The organism is Brevibacterium sp. HMSC07C04 (genome assembly GCF_001815905.1).
Taxonomy (GTDB): domain Bacteria; phylum Actinomycetota; class Actinomycetes; order Actinomycetales; family Brevibacteriaceae; genus Brevibacterium.
Genome location: NZ_KV823250.1, coordinates 31,887 through 50,098, shown reverse-complemented (window position 1 = coordinate 50,098; position 18,212 = coordinate 31,887). Strand labels below are relative to the sequence as shown.

At 61.5% G+C, this 18,212-nt stretch carries 12 protein-coding genes and 1 pseudogene; 5 read left to right on the top strand and 8 right to left on the bottom strand.

What is annotated here, in order from left to right:
- Positions 1–84: 84 nt before the first annotated feature.
- Together HMPREF3162_RS03780 and HMPREF3162_RS03775 are read left to right on the top strand one after the other, a co-directional pair.
- A complete protein-coding gene (locus HMPREF3162_RS03780) occupies positions 85–1,290 on the top strand; it encodes a glycosyltransferase family 2 protein (protein ID WP_070776955.1) in 1,206 nt (401 codons plus the stop codon).
- On the top strand, positions 1,287–2,750 hold the full coding sequence (locus HMPREF3162_RS03775; RefSeq protein ID WP_070776954.1) for a polysialyltransferase family glycosyltransferase: 1,464 nt from the start codon (positions 1,287–1,289) through the stop codon (positions 2,748–2,750). The genes HMPREF3162_RS03780 and HMPREF3162_RS03775 overlap by 4 nt, the downstream gene beginning before the upstream one ends.
- On the opposite strand, the gene HMPREF3162_RS03770 is transcribed toward HMPREF3162_RS03775, so the two are convergent.
- The 5 genes from HMPREF3162_RS03770 to galE all read right to left on the bottom strand — a co-directional run bounded on the left by HMPREF3162_RS03770 (position 2,739) and on the right by galE (position 10,437).
- Positions 2,739–4,196: a hypothetical protein gene (locus HMPREF3162_RS03770; protein WP_070776953.1), complete on the bottom strand. Its 1,458-nt coding sequence runs from the start codon at positions 4,194–4,196 to the stop codon at positions 2,739–2,741. The genes HMPREF3162_RS03775 and HMPREF3162_RS03770 overlap by 12 nt on opposite strands.
- Complete coding sequence (locus HMPREF3162_RS03765; RefSeq protein WP_083304161.1) at positions 4,193–6,397, bottom strand: acyltransferase family protein; 2,205 nt, start codon at positions 6,395–6,397, stop codon at positions 4,193–4,195. Before HMPREF3162_RS03765 ends, HMPREF3162_RS03770 begins: the two co-directional genes overlap by 4 nt.
- Positions 6,398–6,452: 55 nt before the next feature.
- A complete protein-coding gene (locus HMPREF3162_RS03760) occupies positions 6,453–7,958 on the bottom strand; it encodes a hypothetical protein (RefSeq protein ID WP_141759538.1) in 1,506 nt (501 codons plus the stop codon).
- Between the two features lie 68 nt (positions 7,959–8,026).
- On the bottom strand, positions 8,027–9,457 hold the full coding sequence (locus HMPREF3162_RS03755) for a hypothetical protein (protein ID WP_070776951.1): 1,431 nt from the start codon (positions 9,455–9,457) through the stop codon (positions 8,027–8,029).
- A 17-nt stretch (positions 9,458–9,474) separates the two neighbouring features.
- Positions 9,475–10,437, bottom strand: coding sequence for a UDP-glucose 4-epimerase GalE (gene galE, locus HMPREF3162_RS03750; protein ID WP_070776950.1), 963 nt, complete (start codon positions 10,435–10,437; stop codon positions 9,475–9,477).
- A gap of 955 nt (positions 10,438–11,392) precedes the next feature.
- On the opposite strand from galE, the pseudogene HMPREF3162_RS12115 reads away from it, so the two are divergent.
- Positions 11,393–12,592 (top strand): annotated as a pseudogene (locus tag HMPREF3162_RS12115) (DUF6716 putative glycosyltransferase); the annotation flags it as partial.
- Between the two features lie 141 nt (positions 12,593–12,733).
- Here the strand turns inward: HMPREF3162_RS12115 and HMPREF3162_RS11340 are convergent.
- From HMPREF3162_RS11340 to HMPREF3162_RS03735, 3 genes are all read right to left on the bottom strand, one after another.
- Positions 12,734–13,201, bottom strand: a complete 468-nt coding sequence (locus tag HMPREF3162_RS11340) for a GtrA family protein (RefSeq protein ID WP_083304162.1) — start codon at positions 13,199–13,201, stop codon at positions 12,734–12,736.
- On the bottom strand, positions 13,194–14,153 hold the full coding sequence (locus HMPREF3162_RS03740) for a glycosyltransferase (RefSeq protein ID WP_256278289.1): 960 nt from the start codon (positions 14,151–14,153) through the stop codon (positions 13,194–13,196). The genes HMPREF3162_RS11340 and HMPREF3162_RS03740 overlap by 8 nt, the downstream gene beginning before the upstream one ends.
- Positions 14,154–14,222: 69 nt before the next feature.
- Complete coding sequence (locus tag HMPREF3162_RS03735; RefSeq protein WP_070776949.1) at positions 14,223–16,322, bottom strand: acyltransferase family protein; 2,100 nt, start codon at positions 16,320–16,322, stop codon at positions 14,223–14,225.
- Between the two features lie 205 nt (positions 16,323–16,527).
- Between HMPREF3162_RS03735 and HMPREF3162_RS03730 the strand changes: the two genes are divergently transcribed.
- Together HMPREF3162_RS03730 and HMPREF3162_RS03725 are read left to right on the top strand one after the other, a co-directional pair.
- On the top strand, positions 16,528–17,502 hold the full coding sequence (locus HMPREF3162_RS03730) for a methionine ABC transporter ATP-binding protein (RefSeq protein ID WP_070574658.1): 975 nt from the start codon (positions 16,528–16,530) through the stop codon (positions 17,500–17,502).
- Positions 17,502–18,206 carry a methionine ABC transporter permease gene (locus HMPREF3162_RS03725; protein WP_070574660.1) on the top strand — a complete coding sequence of 235 codons (705 nt, stop codon included), beginning with the start codon at positions 17,502–17,504 and terminating at the stop codon, positions 18,204–18,206. The genes HMPREF3162_RS03730 and HMPREF3162_RS03725 overlap by 1 nt, the downstream gene beginning before the upstream one ends.
- The last annotated feature ends 6 nt before the right edge of the window (positions 18,207–18,212 follow it).

Genomic DNA, 18,212 nt, shown 5'->3' with positions numbered 1-18,212 from the left:
CTACCGACATTCAGTTCGCACCCCGGCTCCCTCGCTGGGGTGCGAACTGAATTGACCGCAGTTTCAGAGCACCGAAAGATCCCCATGCCCAAGCTTTCGCTTATCGTTCCCGCAAAGGACTGTGCGCACTATCTGCCGCAGGTCTACCGGTCTATTCTCATGCAGGCCGAACCCCACCCACTGCAGCCAGACCCCATTGACCTCAAAGAGCTGCAGGTCATAGCAGTCGACGACGGAAGCTCGGACGGGACTGCCCAAGTCCTCGATGAGTTCGGTGCGAAGTTCGACAACTTCGAAGTCATCACCAACCCCACCAATGTCGGCCTGGCCAATGGCCGCAATCAGGGCCTTGACCGGGCCGAGGGCGAATACATCGTCTTCCTCGACGGCGATGACTGGCTGGCCCCGAACCACCTGCCCACCATGCTCGCGGCAATGGAGAGTCTGCACGTCGATTTTGTGCGCTGCGACCACACGACCGTCACCGGCAACAAGCGCGGTCTCAAGCGGGCACCCATGTCGGTTAGGAATCGCGCGCTCAATCCCCGCACCGGAATCCTCCCGGCCCACACCAACACCATGGTCGATTACCCCTACGCGTGGGCGGGAATCTTCCATAGGCGCCTGCGCGATTCAGGACTGCTGTACTTTCCCAAGGACTTCATGACGGCCGAAGACCGCAGCTGGATCTGGGGGCTGCACCTGGATGCTGAATCATTTGCCGTGGTTGATGCTCCCGGCATCATGTATCGGCGCAATGTCAGCGGTTCTCTCACCCAGATTCTGGATGAGCGCCAGCTGATGTTCCTCGATGCCTTTGATCTCATCTTCGAACGCTTGGACAACGACTCTGAGGGTCACACCTTCTACCCCAAAGCAGCCCGCAACCTGTTTGCGCTCATGGAACATCACCATAAGCGCTATATCCAGGCGGTCGCCTATGCCCAGGCGGTTGCAGAGCTCGGGGTCGACACAGCAGAGACGAGCGCAGATTCTTCAGTTCTCGACCATCTCAAGCTTCGCGTTGCCGGCCGTCGTGGGCGTTCGCAGATGTTTCTGGCGGCGGTCGAGGAAGAGCGCAGGAACATTCAGGCCACGAAGGATCCCAGCGATCTCCCGCCCGTGCAGATCATTCCGCAGGAAGTGCTGGATGCCCTTCGTGCTCGTGGCGGACGGGTGGCTCAGCGCATCCCGCGGGATGTTTTCAGCGAAGTCTTCGCAGCCAGCACTGACAAACGCCAGGCGCATATTTCCTGGTATCTTCCGGAAACGGAAAGGACATCGGCATGAAACAGCTGTTCTTTGTTTCCACTATGTCTCAGGTGATTACGCTTGCCGCAGGCATTGACGACGGCGCGTATGACACCGGATGGCTTCCGCAGGTGGCGTCTTTGTCGATCGGCGAACCTTTCAGCACACTTGAGGCTATGCCCGCCGAGCGGCGCGTGCGAGATGACTTCCCGTCGATTTCTGAGCGCATCCTCGTTGTATCGAACCATTCGCTTGCCCCTGAAACAGCGACACCGCTGTGGGAGCTGCCCGAAGCGCAGCCTGCGCTGAGCCGCTTTGACCGTGTCGTCGACCTCAATGCCACGCTGTCGCCCATTCATCCTTCCACGTGGTCCCCGGAAGATACCGAACTTCCCGTATGGGAGCGCCTGCTGCGTCAGCGTTGGGAGCTCGGCGATGCTGAGCTCGAGCTGATTGTCGAATCACCGCAGGTCAACCCTGCCGTGGCGATTGGCCGTGTCTTTCACACCGCTTTTCAGAGGGTGCACGCTGACGGTCTGATGTCCTATGCGGCAACGCGCAATCATCTGCATCTGAGCAATGGTCAGCGCATGACTTCTCTGCACTACCTGCCCTACATTGAGCAGCTGGACCCGGTGCTGTTGAGCGAACACGGAATCGTCCCGGTTGCACTGAGCTGGGACGCGTATCGGCGTGTGGTTGTCGAAAGCCTGGAGACTGTCAGGGCTGTTCTCGATGCACAGCTGGGCTCTCTGTCCGGTTCTTCCACCGCGCTGGTGGTCGGTCAGTACCTGGCTGCTCTCGATATTCTCACGCCGGATGAAGAAGACCGGATGCACGTGAGCATGCTGGAAGAAGCACACCGCCGAGGTGCCGCTCACGTGGTCTTCAAACCGCACCCTGCAGCGCCGCCGGCTGCTGTCAGTGCTCTGCGCGATGCTGCTGAGGGTTTGGGGCTGGGCTTCACGATATTCAACCGTCCGGTCATCGCCGAAGCAATCCTGGAGCATCTGTCACCGGCGCTTGTAATCGGGTGCTTCTCAACGACGCTTGCCACGGCGCGCTCGGCCTACGGCATTCCCGCTGTTGCAGTCGGCACGCAGACCGTGTTGAATGCGCTGACCCCGTTTGAGAACTCCAACCGCATTCCGGCTGTCCTCTGTGACGCCGTCATGGACGGTTCGGCCGGTGCACTGACCTCCGATGACATTGAGCGTCTGCAGGGTCTGATCGAAGCCATTGCCTATGCGTCGCGCCCCAAGGTCGTTCCGCATCTGCGCACTCATGCGGAATCCTATTTGAAGACCGCGCAGCACACGGACGATATTCGGTACTTCCGCAGGCGCCGACTGACCAAGCTCAATCTTCCGGGAGCTTTGCCGAAGAAGGAAAAGGTCCAGAACGGCAAGATTGAAAGACGCCTGCCCACAAATCTGCGGGAGCCCTATCGCAGGCTCCGAAGGCGCGTGAAGAGGACGGTCAGGCCCTTACAGCGCTGAAGTCTTCTCGCGCAGCGGCCCGTCGGCTGTTTCGGCGGGCCGCTTGCTTTTGCCCCTGAAATGTTCCGTGAAAGCAGCTATCAGGGCTATAGACACCGCTACGGCAGGCCAGTGGGTGTAGCGGAAGTGAGCTTCGGGGATCACCGGAAAGTACGCGGCTGTGTAGAGGAAGGCTGACGCCGTCAGCGTGAGCACGGCGGCTGCCGCACGCCTGCGCTTCAGAGCCACAGCTGCGACTAGAACGCAGCCTGTCAGCCAGAACCAAGGTTTGAATGTGAACCCAAGCTTCTCAACGCCGAAATCCAAAACATATGTTTTCACCGCACGTTCAAACGGCTCAGGCCCGGTGCCGAACCCGATCTCCTGCGCAGTGTTTACGGGATATTGGAAATACTCCAGCGCGGAAGTCGTCAAATAGAAGCGGTACACAGACCAGCGGTAGGAAAGATAGCGCGCGGGGTGTGTGATGACGTTCTCACGCCACAGTTTTTCCAGACCTTGTCTGTGGGATTCTTCAATAGGCTGATAGTCTCCGCCGTGGCCTCTTCCGAAACAGTTCCAATAGGCGTCGTAGAATACGCCTCTTTCATAGCAGAGAGCTCTAGACGTGTTGATGCGCTTCTTCAGCTTCGGAGTAACATCGGCTGCGTTGAGTTCATCTTCGGGAACCGAAAACATGACGTCATCGAGCATCACCTGATATTCCTGGTGGGTTTCCTTGACGTGCCAGACTCTTGCGATTCCGGCATCGGCGACGACAGCCGCCCCACCAACCGCAAAGATGAGAACAAAGGACCCAGCGAGCCATGCGACGAACCTGCGCAAACTCGAACTGGCCGCGCTGTTGCGCGCCTGCAGCTTCCGCATCGTACGGTGTGCAATCGGCAGCAGCTGCCAGGCCAGGTAGAAGCAGATGGGCACAACTGCGGCTATGGCGTTTTTGCGCACCAGAGTCGCAAAGATCAGCGCTCCCACCGCGACCAGCGCGAGAACTGCGGTCCGCTTTGACCGGGCGCCGCGGCGTATGAGCATGACGCAGCCGCACCCGGCCAGCAGTGCACCGGTGAGGATTGTGTCTTTCCACGGGATGTTGATCTGGCTGTACGCCCACGGGCTGATGGATACGGCCAAAACGCCGAGCGAACCCAGTCGGCTGCCCAACCGCCGGTGAACATACTCGGCGGTCAGCAGCACTCCGGTGAAGTACAGGAGCGCCGAGCACACGAACAGCGATCCGATCCAACCGGTCAGCCCGTACAGGCCTCTCCACACAACGGCGACGATCGGCGGATGCCAGTCGCTCATCTGCTTCTGGCCGACAGCCTGCTTGAACTGTTCAACAATGTCGTATTCGGCCCGGCCGGTGCCGAAGCCGATGATCGTCCCAGCGGCGCAGAATGCTGTCAGTGCGACGAGCAGCAGGCTCCACCGGGACGACTTCTTCACTGTTCGGCTGTTTCTATCTTCAGGGCCTTGACCACGTAGTCAGCCAAAGTTTCCGAATAGGCTGCCGAAATGTGGTCATTGTCGCGGTAGACGACCACCGACCCGACCACGGCAGGACACGTTGTGGACTGGCCGCAGAAATACGGTGTGGGATCCCAGTGGCGGATGCCGAGGTCTTCCGAAGCCTGTTTCAAAGCGAGATCCGCACCGTCAGGTTTGGGGTCTTCGCGTTTGAAATTGCATTCTTCCGGGTTGGCTTCATTCAGACCCATGCAGTCGGCCATATTGGAAGGCGGGATGGGGGTATCGCCGAATGCGACGACATCGATTCCGGCTTCCTTCAGCGGCTTGAGAGTTTCAATGTAGCCATCGTAGCCGACAACGTCAGAGTCAGCGAGACCCTGCTCGCGCGCCGCGTCGACGTCGTAGTCGTCAACGTCGAGGTTCGCAATGAGCACCTTGTCCGGTTTGTCTTCTACAAGGTGTTTGACGAGCTTCTTCACCGGCTCAACACAGTTGAGCCCTTCGTTTTTGTAGTCACGAGGGGTCGTGTTCAGACCGCAGGCGTTCTTCGCGTAGACGCGCAGCTTCCAGTCTGTGCCGTCAAGGGCCTTTTCCAGTCCCGGCACCCACTGTGCCGCATGGGAATCCCCCACCACGGCCAGTTCTTTTGACCCTCCCGGGTTGAGGACAGTGCAGCCGCGTATGGTGTCGGCTTCCCTCTTGTTCGGGTACGGGTCACACTCGTCAGGGAACTGGGGACGGTCTTCAATAAGATCGACCGCCTTCGGGAAATAGTCTTCCTGGCCCTCAGCGTGCATTGGCAGGTCGAACGTGTCCAGCGGATCGCTGATTGCGCGAGCACCGAACAGCGGCTCACTGTCTTCCTGTTTCTGCTGCGCCTGATCATCGGCAACCGTGTCGTATGTTTCCTGTGCTTCCGGCACCCTGTCGTATTCACGGTTGACCGCCCACTGCGGAACAAGTGCGAGCACCGCGGCAAGCACCATGGACACCGCCGCGATTTCCACTGTCAGCCACCTGCGCTTCTTCAGAAGTTCGCTGCGGCGCAGGGGCTCTTCAACAAAGGTGAAGCTCAGATAAGCCAGCGCCACCGCGAAGGCCAGCAGGCCGGTGCCTTCGATGGTATTGGCATGGCGTTCGAACTGCGCGGTGAAGAAGACCACCAGGGGGAAGTGCCACAGGTACAGCGAGTACGACCAATTGCCGATCTTCTGCACTGCCCGCAGATCGACAATCGGAGTGAGCGAGCCCAGCCCCTGCGTCCGTCCGGCCGCAATGACCGCCATGGTGCCCAGCACGGGCAGGAGCGCTGATATTCCCGGAAACGCCGGTGTGGTGCCGTCGTAGAAAATACATGCCACGACAATCGCGGTGACGCCGGCAAGGGCCAACAGCGTGCGCAGACGCGCAAAGCGCTCCGTATCGACCATAACCACGGCCAGCAGACCGCCGGCGCCGAGTTCCCAAATGCGGGACTGGGTGACGAAGTACGCGGTGGGATCACCGGAGCCCACAAGCACCGCCGACCACACGAACGACGCCAGGATGATGACGGCAAAGAGAATGCCGACGCAGATGCGGAACGTCCGGTGGAAACGATGCTCGGGTGACACATGGTGCGCCCCCGCCGTGCCGAGCTTGCGCAGAATACCGGGGACGGCGCCTCGTGAGTGGCGAGCGGTGGTCCGTCCCGCAACCCACACGGCCAGGATCACCACCAGCGGCCACAGAATGTAGAACTGCTCTTCGATCGACAGCGACCAGAAGTGCTGGTACGGCGATGGCGAGTTCTGGGCGCCCAGATAGTCAACCGCGCCGGAAGCCAGCGCCCAGTTCTGCACGTAGAACGCTGAGGACAGTCCTTCAACCGCGGCTTGAGATAAAGCGCTGCGCGGCAGAAAGTACAGGGATGCCAGGGCGGTGACCACAATCGCGACCGTCGCCGCCGGAAGGATGCGGCGAGCCCGGTTCGCCCAGAATGTCAGCAGGTTGACCGTCTGGGTGCGTTCGGCTTCGCGCAGCATGTGCGCTGTGATGAGGAACCCGGATATGACGAAGAAGACATCAACGCCCACAAAGCCGCCCGGCAGGAAATCCGGGTTGATGTGATAGACGACCACGGTGACGACGGCCAGTGCGCGCAGCATCTGGATCTCCGGCCGAAACCTACGGTGCATGGTCTCCTCGCGTTCGTTTGACGGTCAGTGGGCAGTCCGGGTTCGAATTCTAAGGCTACTGAGAAGTGTCGGCGGAATCGTGCACGACTGTCCGGCTGCGTTTGACCATCGGGCGCTGCTTTTCACAGCGGAGCCTGCGGGTGTGCCTGCGCGACGCCGCGATCAGCAGCCAGCCGAACATAGCTCCGGCAAACGGCCAGTAGCTGTAGCGGTACAGGTCTGCTGGCGCGGTGGGGAAATACGTCAGGACGTAGAGGATGACGGATGTGAAAACGGCGCACGCCCCCAGGGAACGGGTGCGTGTGCGCAGACTGACGACTGCGCCCACTATGCAGGCCGCGAGCGCCGTTATGCCCAGAAACATGAACGGCATGAACCCGTAGGCGGCTGAGTAGACGTAGCCGGAGTGAATGTCGCGTGCCTTCGGGTGGGTGGGCGGTAAGTCCACCTGGTCACCGCGGACCGGTGCAGCGGCCACGGACGATGTGTGGGTCAGGAACCGCCAGGTGGTTTTAGTTCGGTACTTGGCGTAGTCGCCCAGGTGGTGAGGCACTGTTGCCTTCCACAGTGTGACCACGGCATCGGGGTCCTCAACTTCCGTGTATGCCCCGTTGACGCCTAGGCCGTAGCAGTTCCAGTAGGCGTCCCATATGATTTCACGCCCTTCTTGTTCTTCGCGCTTCTTGCAGGTTTCGCGGGCGAACATGATGCGGTCTTTTTCTGCTTGCGGGGCATCTGCCGCAAAGATCGCCTCTTCGGGCATGCCGAAGACGATGTCGTCGATGAACACCTGGGTGAACTGCGAGTTCTGGGTGGCACCGGTGGCGGTGGCAAGTGCTTTGTCCGCTGCGAGCACCGTCCCGCCGACAATGCCGGTGGCAAGAACAGAGATGACGCCGACTTTGACCAGTTCTGCCCGAACACGGCTGCCGCGGGCCCGCAGGAACCACAGCACGAACACCGCAACAATGGGCAGCACCGCTACGGCGGAGTTCTTGCGCACAAGCGCCGCATAGACCAAACTGCCGAACGCCACGGCGGCCCAGACCCAGCGTCCTTTCGGCTGGAGCAGCACCAGGAACATCATGAGAACAGCCAGGTACAGCGCCAGCGCTAAGTGCACGTCCTTGTAGAAGACGCCCAGGATGTTGACCATGTTCGGCATGAAAAGCATGAACAGGCCCAGTGCGGCAACCCAGGTGCGCCGGGAGATCTTCAGCAGCACATAGCTGGTCAGCAGCGCGCACACCCAGCCGAAGAGGACCTGTGCCCACAGCAGGGCCGTGACAGTGCCGAAGATGTTTGTCAGCTGGTGCCACGTCCAGGTCATAGAGACCGGCTGCCAGTCGTTGTACGGAACCTCGCCGCGAATCTGCCTGACCTGGAAAACTCCGTCAGGGCTGATACCGCCGGGGTACATGGCAAAAATGATGAGGCCTGCGAGCACTGTGCCGATGACTGAGAGCACGCCCATCACCCTGCGGTGCTCAGGGCTTAGAGGAGCGCGCTCAGACACGGCCTTCGGCGCGGCGGTTTCATTTTCAACAGTGGTTTGGGGCACAGGAGAACTGTACGGGCTGTTCCTCCAAAACCAGTGAACACCCCTTTACGGCCCCTGTGAGCGCCGTCTCATCCCATGCGGCGGCGCTTCTGGCCTTCGGCCCACAGCACCAGCCAGCCCAGCATCGCGGCAAGCCACGGCCAGAAAACATAGCGGTAGTCATTCGCCGGAGCGGTCGGCACGTAGGTCATGAGGTACAGAATGGCTGAACTGAATACAACGAGCGCACCCGGTGAACGTCGTCTCTTCTTGGCACCCACAGCGATTCCGACTGCAGACAGCCCAGCTGCGACTGCCCCCAGGAACAGCCACGGGAAGACTGCAACTCCGAAGTCAACAACATAGGTGCGCAGGGAGGCGCGAAGCATCTGCTGCTGTGCGGGGTAATCGCGGTCGCGGTCGCGGATGAACTGGAGTTTCGATGTGAAGAGGAACTTCGTCGTGGTCTGAATGCGGTAGGCGGCATAGCTGTCCAGGTGCTGCGGCATTGTCTGCTTCCAGATGCTGGTCACGGCCGCTGGATCTTGGATCTGGGTGTATTCACCGTTCGCGCCCATGCCGTAGCAGTCCCAGTAGGCGTCCCAGATGATCTCCGCTTTGCCGGCTTCGCGGCGTTCGGTGTTCTTGTCGGCGCACGAAATTTTGGCCTGGGCCAGTCGCGTCTTCTCCGCCGCGGGAGCCGCAGCTGCGTCAATGGATTCCTGCGGCACCGCGAATACGAGGTCGTCGAGCATCACCTGCGTGAACTGCGAATTCTCGGTCGGCTGGAGCGATGCTTTGAGACCCGTGTCAACCCCTACGAGCACGGCACCGAAGCTCACTGCTGCCACGACGGCGGCTGTCAGTCTGCGCCGCTTGGACAGTGTCCGCTTCTGCCCCGTCGTCCGCTTCTGTTCCTTTGACTTCTTGCCCTTGATGCGGACCAGCAGCCACACGGCGATGAGCGCGATGATCGGCAGGACTGCAACGGCTGAGTTCTTGCGCACCAGCCCGCCGTAGACCAGGGCGCCGAAGGCAAGCGCCGCAAGCACCCAGCGAAGCCTGGGCACCACCGGCATGAGCAGCGTGAGAATCACCGCGAAGTACAGCGCCAGGCCCAGGTGGGTGTCCTTCCACACGATCCCGACGATGTTGACGGTGTTGGGCATGAACAGGATGAACAGACCTGCCAGCGCGCTCCATCCGCGCCGGGACACTTTGAGCAGGTAGTACGCGGTCAGCACCGCGCAGACCCACGCGGCGCAGACCTGCATGAAGAGCATCGAGTTGATGGTCCCCGTGAGGTCTATGAGCCACTGCCACGTCCAGGTCATGGCTATGGGGTGCCAGTCGTTGAGCGGAAGCGTCCGCTGAGCCTGACCCAGCTGGAAGACGGTGTCCTTGCTGAAGCCGCCGGGAGCCATTGCTCCATACAGCAGCCAGGCCAGTGCTGTGGCTATGCCCGCAGAAGCAGCGAAAATGCAGCGGTGACGGCGGTTGAGAGGAGACTCAGCGGTCACCGCTGATCGAGCAGGAGTCACCGAGTGCGGCTTTCAACCGCGCTGCGAGCAATGTCGTCCAGGGTGAACTGCGCTTTCCAGGCCAAGTCTGCGTTGATTGCCGTGGGATCGGCAATCAGCTGCGGTGGGTCGCCTGCACGGCGGTCGGCCATGACGGGTTCGAGATCTTCGCCAAGAGCCTTGGAAACCGCGTCGATGACTTCGAGGACCGAAGCGCCCGTGCCCGTGCCCACGTTGAACGAGGTTCCGCGGATATTGCCGCCCTTGAGGTAGTCGAGAGCGGAAATATGGGCTTCGGCGAGATCCGCCACGTGAATGTAGTCGCGAATGCACGTGCCGTCCGGGGTGTCGTAGTCATCGCCGAAGACAACCGGCTGCTGGCCCTGATCAAAGCGGTTGAGCACGATGGGAATGAGGTTCATCACGGCGGTGTCGGCAAGGTCGGACCAGCCGGTGCCTGCAACGTTGAAGTAGCGCAGCTTCACCGCGGAAAGCCTGCCGGCTGCCATTTGAGCGTCGATGAGCCATTCGCCGATGAGCTTGGTGTGACCGTACGGGTTGATGGGGTGGCAGTCTGTTGTTTCGCGCACCATTTCAACGTCTGGCATGCCGTACACGGCTGCCGAAGACGAGAACACGAGCGTTTCAATGCCGGAGTCTTCCATGGCCTGCAGCAGATTGGTGAGCCCGCCGACGTTCTGCTGGTAGTACCAGAGGGGACGCTCAACGGATTCTCCCACCTGCTTCTTGGCGGCAAAGTGGATGACGGAGTCGACGCTGTAGTCAGCGAACACTCCGCGCAGCACTTCAGGTGCCTGCGGGGATGCGAGGTCGACTTCGACAACCGGAAGCCCTTCAACACGCGAACGCACTCCGTTGGACATGTCATCGACGACGACTACGTCATCGCCGCGCTGTTTGAGCAGTCGCACAACGTGCGAACCGATGTAACCGGCACCGCCGGTCACCATGACTGCCATGTGTTTACCTTCCGGTCATCTGTTTGATTCACTCTTGGCCCATAATCTCACAGCGCTTCCCGGTTGCTGTCACTGTCTGCGCCGGGTCGTGCACATTTAGGGAGGATATTGCGTGGCACGAACGTACATTCTGGCTGAATCACCTCTGCAGCTTCTGTCAGGGCTGGAGGCTCTGCACGCTGCTCAGCACAGAGACGACGTGGTGGTCTGCATTCGCGAAGACAGTCCGTCACTGGCCGCGTTCGCCAGCAACCTGCCCGAGGGTCTGCTGCGGGACGACTCTCGCCTGCAGTCGGGCTTCCCCTCCCCCGCGCAAGCCGCGCAGGCTGGCCATCTGCTTTTGGGTGACCCTCTGTCCGGCAGGATTCAGCGGCTGCTTGCCGAATGTGCGGTGCGGCCGGGAGGGCTGCCGCACATCACGGTTCTTGATGACGGCTTTGCCACGGTGCGCGCTATCCGACTTATTCTGAGCCCCAACCGGCAGGCGCTTGTCCGTGCGCGCATCAAACCGACGGTGCGGCGGACCGCGCTGGGCCATGCCGCCGCAGCGGTGCTGCGCAGCGCCATCAAGCTGGGCAGGCTCACGTGGTTCAGCGCTCTGACGCCCGATGAGTCCCTGCCGCAGCGCTTTACGGCCGCCGGTGGGAAACTCGTCCGTCATTCCTTCGCGCAGGTGCGCAGGTGTTTGGAGGCCACCGCGCCCGACACTCCCACCGACCGCGCTGTCATTGTGGGCACTGCTCTTGCCGCTGACGGGCTGATCAACCAACAGGCGCTTATCGACTGGGCCGCTGGTATCGGCAGGCAGCAGCCTGCACTGTATTTCGCTCACCGCCGCCAGACAGCTGACGAACTCGCTGCCATCGGCGCCCTGCAGGGCATCACCGTCGTGGAATCGGGCACGCCTCTCGAACTGCGATTGGCGCCGTTTCCCGCGCACACACCGGTCTATTCGATGCCGTCAACGGCGGTGCAGACACTGCCGCTGGTCATGGACTGCCCCGAAATCCACATCACCGAAATTCCGCGCGCGTGGTGGGAAACATCCGCCCCGGACTCGCTGCGTCGTGAACTCAATGCCCAGTCGGCCCTCTCACCGGGCCGGATGCTCGATTCTCACGGGGCGAGGCGCCACCGGCTTGTCGCCGTCTGTGACAGCGAGTCCTATCTCAAGTGGGCGGCTGCGCTGCTGGACGGCTTGGACGACAGCTTTGAAACGGACCTGTGGATTGTCGAGTCTCCCATCCAGCCCACGGGCGAGCAGATTGCCAATGCGGTTGCCGGAACATCGCGGGCCGAGGCGGAGGTCCCCCTGGTCCCCGTGTCTCGTTTGGAGGGCGAACTGTCGGCGGCCAGCCCGGACGTGGTGTTGGCAGCGGCCACCGGCCCGGTGGTGCAGACGGTGTATTCGACTGCCGCTCGTCTGCCGCGCCGACCCGGTTTGGTGTCCGGTCTGCCCGGTGTGGGCCTGCCTGCAACGTTCAAGGGCCAGCGCTACCGCCGCCGCGGGGATGCTTTCATAGCCCATTCTGAACACGAGCGCCAGCTGTACCGCGAGGTCAATCGACGGCTGGGCCTGCCGGTGGATGTGTGGGTGGGACGCCTGCCCATGCTGAAGTCCGTCGGTGCTCCGCAGCCGCAGTTCGCCGACGGCACAGCCCCGAACCGCATTATCTTCGCCCCGCAGGCAAAGGTTCCCAAGGAGCGCTGTGACCGTCGCACCGCTCTGCTGGAACTTGCCCGTGCCGGAAGACAGCTCGATGTTCCTGTCATCATCAAGGTCCGCAGCCGCCCAGGCGAACACGAAACCCACCACGAAGAGCACACCTATATTGAGATCCTGTCGGAGCTCATTGCCGAAGGAGCTTTGGGACCTGACGACCTCCAGGTTGAAGTCGGCCCCATGGCTGATTTCCTCACAGACGGGGCTGCGCTTGTGACGGTGTCATCAACTGCGGCGCTGGAGTCTCTGGACCGGGGCCTGCGCACTTTCATCATCGGCGATTTCGGGGTGACCAAGAAAATGCTCAATGAGGTCTTCGCCGGTTCAAACCTCATAGGAACTTTCGATGACCTCGCGGCGGGCAACTTCCGCCACCCGGACCCGGCCTGGCTGGAGGAGAACTACTTTCAAAAGCCCAGCGAGGAGGTCCCTTCGCAGCTGGCGTGCTTGGCGCGACGCTCGGAGAACTATGAACTCGCGGGCCGAAAGACCCGGGATTCACTTCAGTCCTGGCCGACTCTGCGCGCAGAGCTGCGCGCGCACTCACCCAAACCGGTGGTGCGTGCTTACAGGTCAGGACGCAGGGCCGTCAAGAACTTCGCGCGTGTCGCGAAAGACCCAGGTTCGGTAGGCGTAGAAGCGGAACACCATGGCCAGGCCGATGCCGACGATGTTCGTCGAAATGTTGTAGGCAATGGGGCCGCGCAGTCCCAGCACGTACCAGGTGAAGGCCAGCGGCAGCACGGTGATGATCATGCCGGCGCCGTTGACTAGGACGAACAGCACAAAACCGCGCAGGTTTGAGCCGGTCTCCCTGTCTCCGTAGGTCCACAGCTTATTGCCCATCCAGGCGACGATGACGGACGCAATAGTCGAAATGATCTTCGCTTTGATGGGGCCGTCGTGCAGGAGTGCGGGCACTGCCCACAGGCCGTACACCAGGAGGTTGGACAGCCCCACATCGACGATGTAGCTGATGCCGCCGACGGTCAGAAACTGCAGCGCCTCCTTGATCAGCGAGCTGTGCCGACTCTCACTCATTTCCGGGCGCCGGCAGTGCCAGGTAGTGCAGGCGGGAGGTCTCTCGGCGGGCTCGGCGCACACCGTCCATGATGATTCCCACCGATCCCATGAGGAACGCAAGGATCATGCAGCCTGCTGACAGCAGCGCGGTGGGCAGGCGCGGCACGTAGCCGGTTTGGAAGTACTCCCACACCACGGGAAGGCCCAGGATGAGCGAAATGAGGGCAAACAGAACGGTCAGACCGCCGTAGAACAGCCGGGGCCTTTCGTGGGCGGTCAGCTGGGTGATCAGGCCGAGGATTCTGAATCCGTCTTTGACGGTGGACAGTTTCGAGAAGCTGCCTTCCGGACGGTCGCGAAAGCCCACCGGGTATTCGGCGTTGGGCAGTCGCAGCGACATGGTGTGCACCGTGAGTTCGGTTTCGATTTCGAAGTGCCGACTGACGGCGGGGAAGGATTTGACGAACCGGCGTGAGAACACCCGGAAGCCCGACAGCATGTCAGTGACCTTGTCGCGGAACGTCCAGCTGGTCAGAACGTTGAACGCTCGGTTGCCGCTTTCGTGGCCGGGCCTGTACGCAGATGAATCGGCGGGGGTGCGCACCCCGAGCACGTGGTCGTAGTTCCCGTCGATCATCGTCTGGACCATGCCGGGGGCGTCTGCGGCTTCGTAGGTGTCGTCACCGTCGATGATCAGGTAGATGTCCGCTTCGATGTCAGCGAAAGCCCGCCGGATGACATTGCCTTTGCCGGGCCGGTCTTCGAAGCGCACGGCAGCGCCTGCTTCCCGTGCGACTTCGGCAGTGTTGTCGGAGCAGTTGTTGGCGTAGACGTAGACTGCCGCGCCGGGCAGGGCGGCGCGCAGGTCGGTGACGACTTTCCCGACCGTCAGCTCTTCGTTGTGGCACGGGACGATGGCGGCGATGCGGCGCGAGCCGAAGGGATTGTTCTCTTGCACTCTCAGCTTCACAGGTTTGAGGGGACTGTATCCAGAGCAATGGTAGCCGCATGCGCCTGGTGCGGCGGTGCAGAAACGCTTTTATTCTGCAGTTGTGATCAGCGGAACGACATCACGGCTGATATAGCTGTCGAGTGTGGTCGCATACTCCGCTGTGATGTGGTTGGAGTCACGGTAGACGGCGCGAGACCCAATGACCGCCGGGCAGGTGGTGTCGGTGCAGAAGGCGTCGAGGGTGTCTGCGTAGTCGACGCTGTCACCGGCTTTGTCTGCGGCCCCGCGCAGCGCCCGGTTGGACTTCTCTTCTGCCTGCCCTGGCCGTGGGAAGTCACAGGCGCTGGTGTCGTCACCGGCTGCGGCCACGCAGTCGGCCATGTTCTCCTCGTTCGCTGCTTCGGGAGAATCGCCCAGCGCAATGATCTTCGCTCCGGTGTCGGACAGCTGCTCGAAGACCTCTTCGTAGCCGCGCTGGGCATTGGGCTGCCCGCCGGCGAAGTCGTCGTAGCGGCGGTTGGTGATCACGATGGCGTCTGGCTTCTGCTTTTGAATGCTGGTGAGCATGTCCGGCACGGCCTGTGAGCAGACAAAGCCGCTTTCCTGCTGCTCGAAAGTGCGCGGTTGGGGGTTCAGCGGGCAGTTTTCACGCGCTATGACGACGATCTTCCACCCCTGACGGCCCAGTGCTTCTTCAAATGCCGGCACCCACTGCACCGCGTGGGAGTCACCTGCCACAACGAGTGTTTTGGTTCCGCTGCTGTCTCCGGCAGTGCACGGTGGGGTGTTTGCCGAGGTGCCGAGAGCGGGAACGTCTCCGCACCCGTCGAATGTGGGGTGGTTTTCGCTGATCGAGCCCAGTCCCGGTTTGATGGGCTGGGCTTGGTAGACCGGTTCGTACATGGTGGTCCGCAGGGACTTGAATCCCGGCCCGAATTCACCGGCGGCAGTCAGTTCCGGCGGGTCGAAGACCTGAGCTTCAGCGGCGGCGGCTTTCGCCTCGTCCATTTTGACCAGAGCGTGCGGCACGGTGCCGATGCCCACCGCGGCGGTGACGGCCACGAGCGCTCCGGCCAGGGTCAGCGGAGATGAGCGGCGCATGGTCGGTGAGTGCAGGATCGGCTTTTCGAACAGGTAGAAGCTGAATCCGGCGATGAGTATAGAGGCCAGCACAATGATGACCGCTTCGAGCACTGTTGCTTTGCGCCCTGCGAGCGCTTCGAAGAAGACGATGATCGGAAAGTGCCACAGGTACATGGAATAGGACCAGTCGCCGATTCTCTGCACGGGCCACAGTTCGAAGATTCGCTGTGGGGACCCCCAACCGGTGGTGTGGCCTGCGGTGATCACTGCGGCGGTTGCCGCCACCGGCACGAGGGCGGTCAGACCGGGGAAGGGAATGTCGCCGGAATATGCAAAGGCGCAGGCGAGGATTGTGAGCGTGCCGGTCAGTGCCAGCCATTTGCGGGTGCGGGGGAATTTCACGGGGTCGCCCAGGTAGACGGCGAGGATGCCGCCGACTCCCAGTTCCCACACGCGTGACAGGGTGTAGAAGTAGGCGCTGGTGGGGTTGTGTGCGGTGATGTAGACGCTGTATGCGAAGGACCCTCCGACTACAGCGAAGAACAGCACTGTGGCTGCCACTCTGACGCGGCGTCGGTGGCGGATGTCGTCGGTGGGGCTGGCCCAGCGGATGCGCTGAGCTATGTGCCATGCGGCGACTACCAGCATGGGCCAGAAGATGTAGAACTGCTCTTCGATCGACAGGGACCAGAAGTGCTGGAAGGGTGTGGGGGCTGTGTCGGCGGCCAAGTAGTCAACCGACTGTCTGGCAAGTGCGTAGTTCTGAATGTAGAAGCCGGAGGCGACTGCCTGCAGGCTCAGGGTGGGAAACTGTGAGCGCGGCAGAATGAACAGCGACGCGATGGTCACCGTGATGATGGTCAGCGTTGCCGCAGGCAGTATTCGGCGGGCCCGGTTGGCCCAGAAGTCAGCTGCGGAGATTCTGCCGTGTTCGGCTACGCGGCGCAGCAGCCCCGTGGTGATGAGGTAGCCGGAGATGACGAAGAACACGTCCACGCCGATGAATCCGCCGGGCAGCCAGTTCGGGTTGATGTGGTAGATGACGACGGCGAGCACTGCGATTGTTCGCAGGGCTTGAATTTCGCCGCGGTATTTCCTCACCATCGGGGTCATCTTAGTGAAAATCCGCGCCAACGTGCTTCACGACGCTTTATGACGGGCCGGATAGCCGGGATAGTCATCTGGTGTCACACTTTCTTTGCCGCCTGTGTTTCGGCGCCGAATGCTCCGCACATCGAAGGTGTGCGGCGTTTGGACTCCCTCGCGTGTTTCGCACAGCGGCTTATCCCCACGGAAAGGAAACTGCCGGGTGATCACTCTGACTGGCCTGACGAAGGAATTCGCGGGCACCACGGCTTTAGACGGCATTGACCTGCGGGTTGATGCCGGACTCATTCACGGCATTGTCGGTCGTTCTGGTGCTGGCAAGTCGACCCTCATCCGCTGTCTGACAGGGCTGGAGCGGCCCACGTCTGGGACGGTGGAAATCGACGGGGTCGATGTGACCGGTCTGCGCGGGGCGGCGCTGAGGAAGGCCCGCCGCAATATCGGCATGGTGTTTCAGCACGCTGAGCTGCTGTCGGCGAAGACTGCGCTGCAGAACATTGCCCACCCTCTGCTGGTTGCCAGTGTGCCCAAGAAGGATGCTTTCGCAAAAGCGGAATCGCTGCTGGGCCGCGTTGGCTTGGAAGGACGCGGGAACAGCTACCCCGCGCAGCTGTCGGGTGGGCAGCGTCAGCGTGTGGGCATTGCCCGCGCCCTGGCTGCCGACCCGCAGATTCTGCTGTGTGACGAGCCCACCTCGGCCCTTGACACCACCACGACCGCCCAGATTCTGGGGCTTATCCGCCAGCTGCGTGACGAACTGGGCATCACGGTGCTCATCATCACCCACGAAATGTCAGTTGTGCGTGAAATCTGCGACTCGGTCACTCTGCTGGCTGACGGCAAGAACATGAAGACTGGCCGTCTGCGCGACATTCTGGCTGACCCTTCATCGCCCTTGGCGAAGGAACTCATTCCTCTGCCGTCAGCGCCTTTGCCGCAGGAAGGTGAGGAGCGCAGGACTCTGGAAGTCAGTTTGGCTGGGACGTCGGCATCAGAGCTGTTTGCGCTGGCGGATTCCGCTGGTGTTCCGATTGCCGAGGTGCAGGCGGGAACCCTTGAGACGATTGACGGTTTGGAGGTCGGCAGGCTGCGTGTGCGCGGGGCCGATGACCCTGCTACGCAGCGCTTGGCTCAGGCCCTGGCGGATGCCGGAATCTACTGCAAGGAGGCTCGCTGATGTTTGCTTCTGATGTTGTGCTTGCAGCCGGCGACAAACCGCGTTGGCTGAACAACCCGGCGATCACCAAGGATCTGCTTCCGGCGACGATTGAGACGCTGCAGATGACGGCGTTCTCTACCCTGTTTGCGGTTCTGCTGGGCTTGCCGTTGGGCATTTGGCTGTGGGTGACAGCGAAGGGTTCGCTGGCTCCACAGCTGACTGTGCACCGGATTGTCAGTGCGATTGTGGATTTCGGCCGTTCGATCCCGTTCATCATTCTGATGATTGCGATCATCCCGTTCACCCGCTTTGTGGTCGGCAGTGCTTTGGGTTGGCAGGCGACTGTTGTGCCGCTGGCAATCGGCGCCATTCCGTTCTTTGCCCGCTTGGTCGAGGCTGCTCTGCGCGAGGTTGCCGGCGGCAAGATCGAAGCTGTCCAGATGATGGGTGCGACGAATTTTCAGATCATCCGTCAGGTGCTGATTCCCGAAGCCCTGCCGGGTTTGATTTCGGCGGCGACGGTCACAGCGGTCAACCTGGTGTCATACACGGCGATGGCCGGGGCTGTGGGCGGCGGAGGCTTGGGTGCTTTGGCGATTTCCTATGGCTACCAGCGCTATCAGGGCGATGTCATGATTGCCTGCATTGTGCTGCTGGTGGCGGTTGTCGTCATCATTCAGCGCGTGGGCGACTGGCTGGCCCGCCTGGTGGACCATCGCTGATCTGAG

What these genes read in the sequence shown, in the direction of transcription:
- HMPREF3162_RS03780 (WP_070776955.1), top strand. Translation starts at nt 85, where the DNA reads ATGCCCAAGCTTTCGCTTATCGTTCCCGCAAAGGACTGTGCGCACTAT.
- HMPREF3162_RS03735 (WP_070776949.1), bottom strand. Translation starts at nt 16,322, where the DNA reads ATGGTGAGGAAATACCGCGGCGAAATTCAAGCCCTGCGAACAATCGCA.
- galE (WP_070776950.1), bottom strand. Translation starts at nt 10,437, where the DNA reads ATGGCAGTCATGGTGACCGGCGGTGCCGGTTACATCGGTTCGCACGTT.
- HMPREF3162_RS03765 (WP_083304161.1), bottom strand. Translation starts at nt 6,397, where the DNA reads ATGCACCGTAGGTTTCGGCCGGAGATCCAGATGCTGCGCGCACTGGCC.
- HMPREF3162_RS03775 (WP_070776954.1), top strand. Translation starts at nt 1,287, where the DNA reads ATGAAACAGCTGTTCTTTGTTTCCACTATGTCTCAGGTGATTACGCTT.
- HMPREF3162_RS03725 (WP_070574660.1), top strand. Translation starts at nt 17,502, where the DNA reads ATGTTTGCTTCTGATGTTGTGCTTGCAGCCGGCGACAAACCGCGTTGG.
- HMPREF3162_RS11340 (WP_083304162.1), bottom strand. Translation starts at nt 13,201, where the DNA reads ATGAGTGAGAGTCGGCACAGCTCGCTGATCAAGGAGGCGCTGCAGTTT.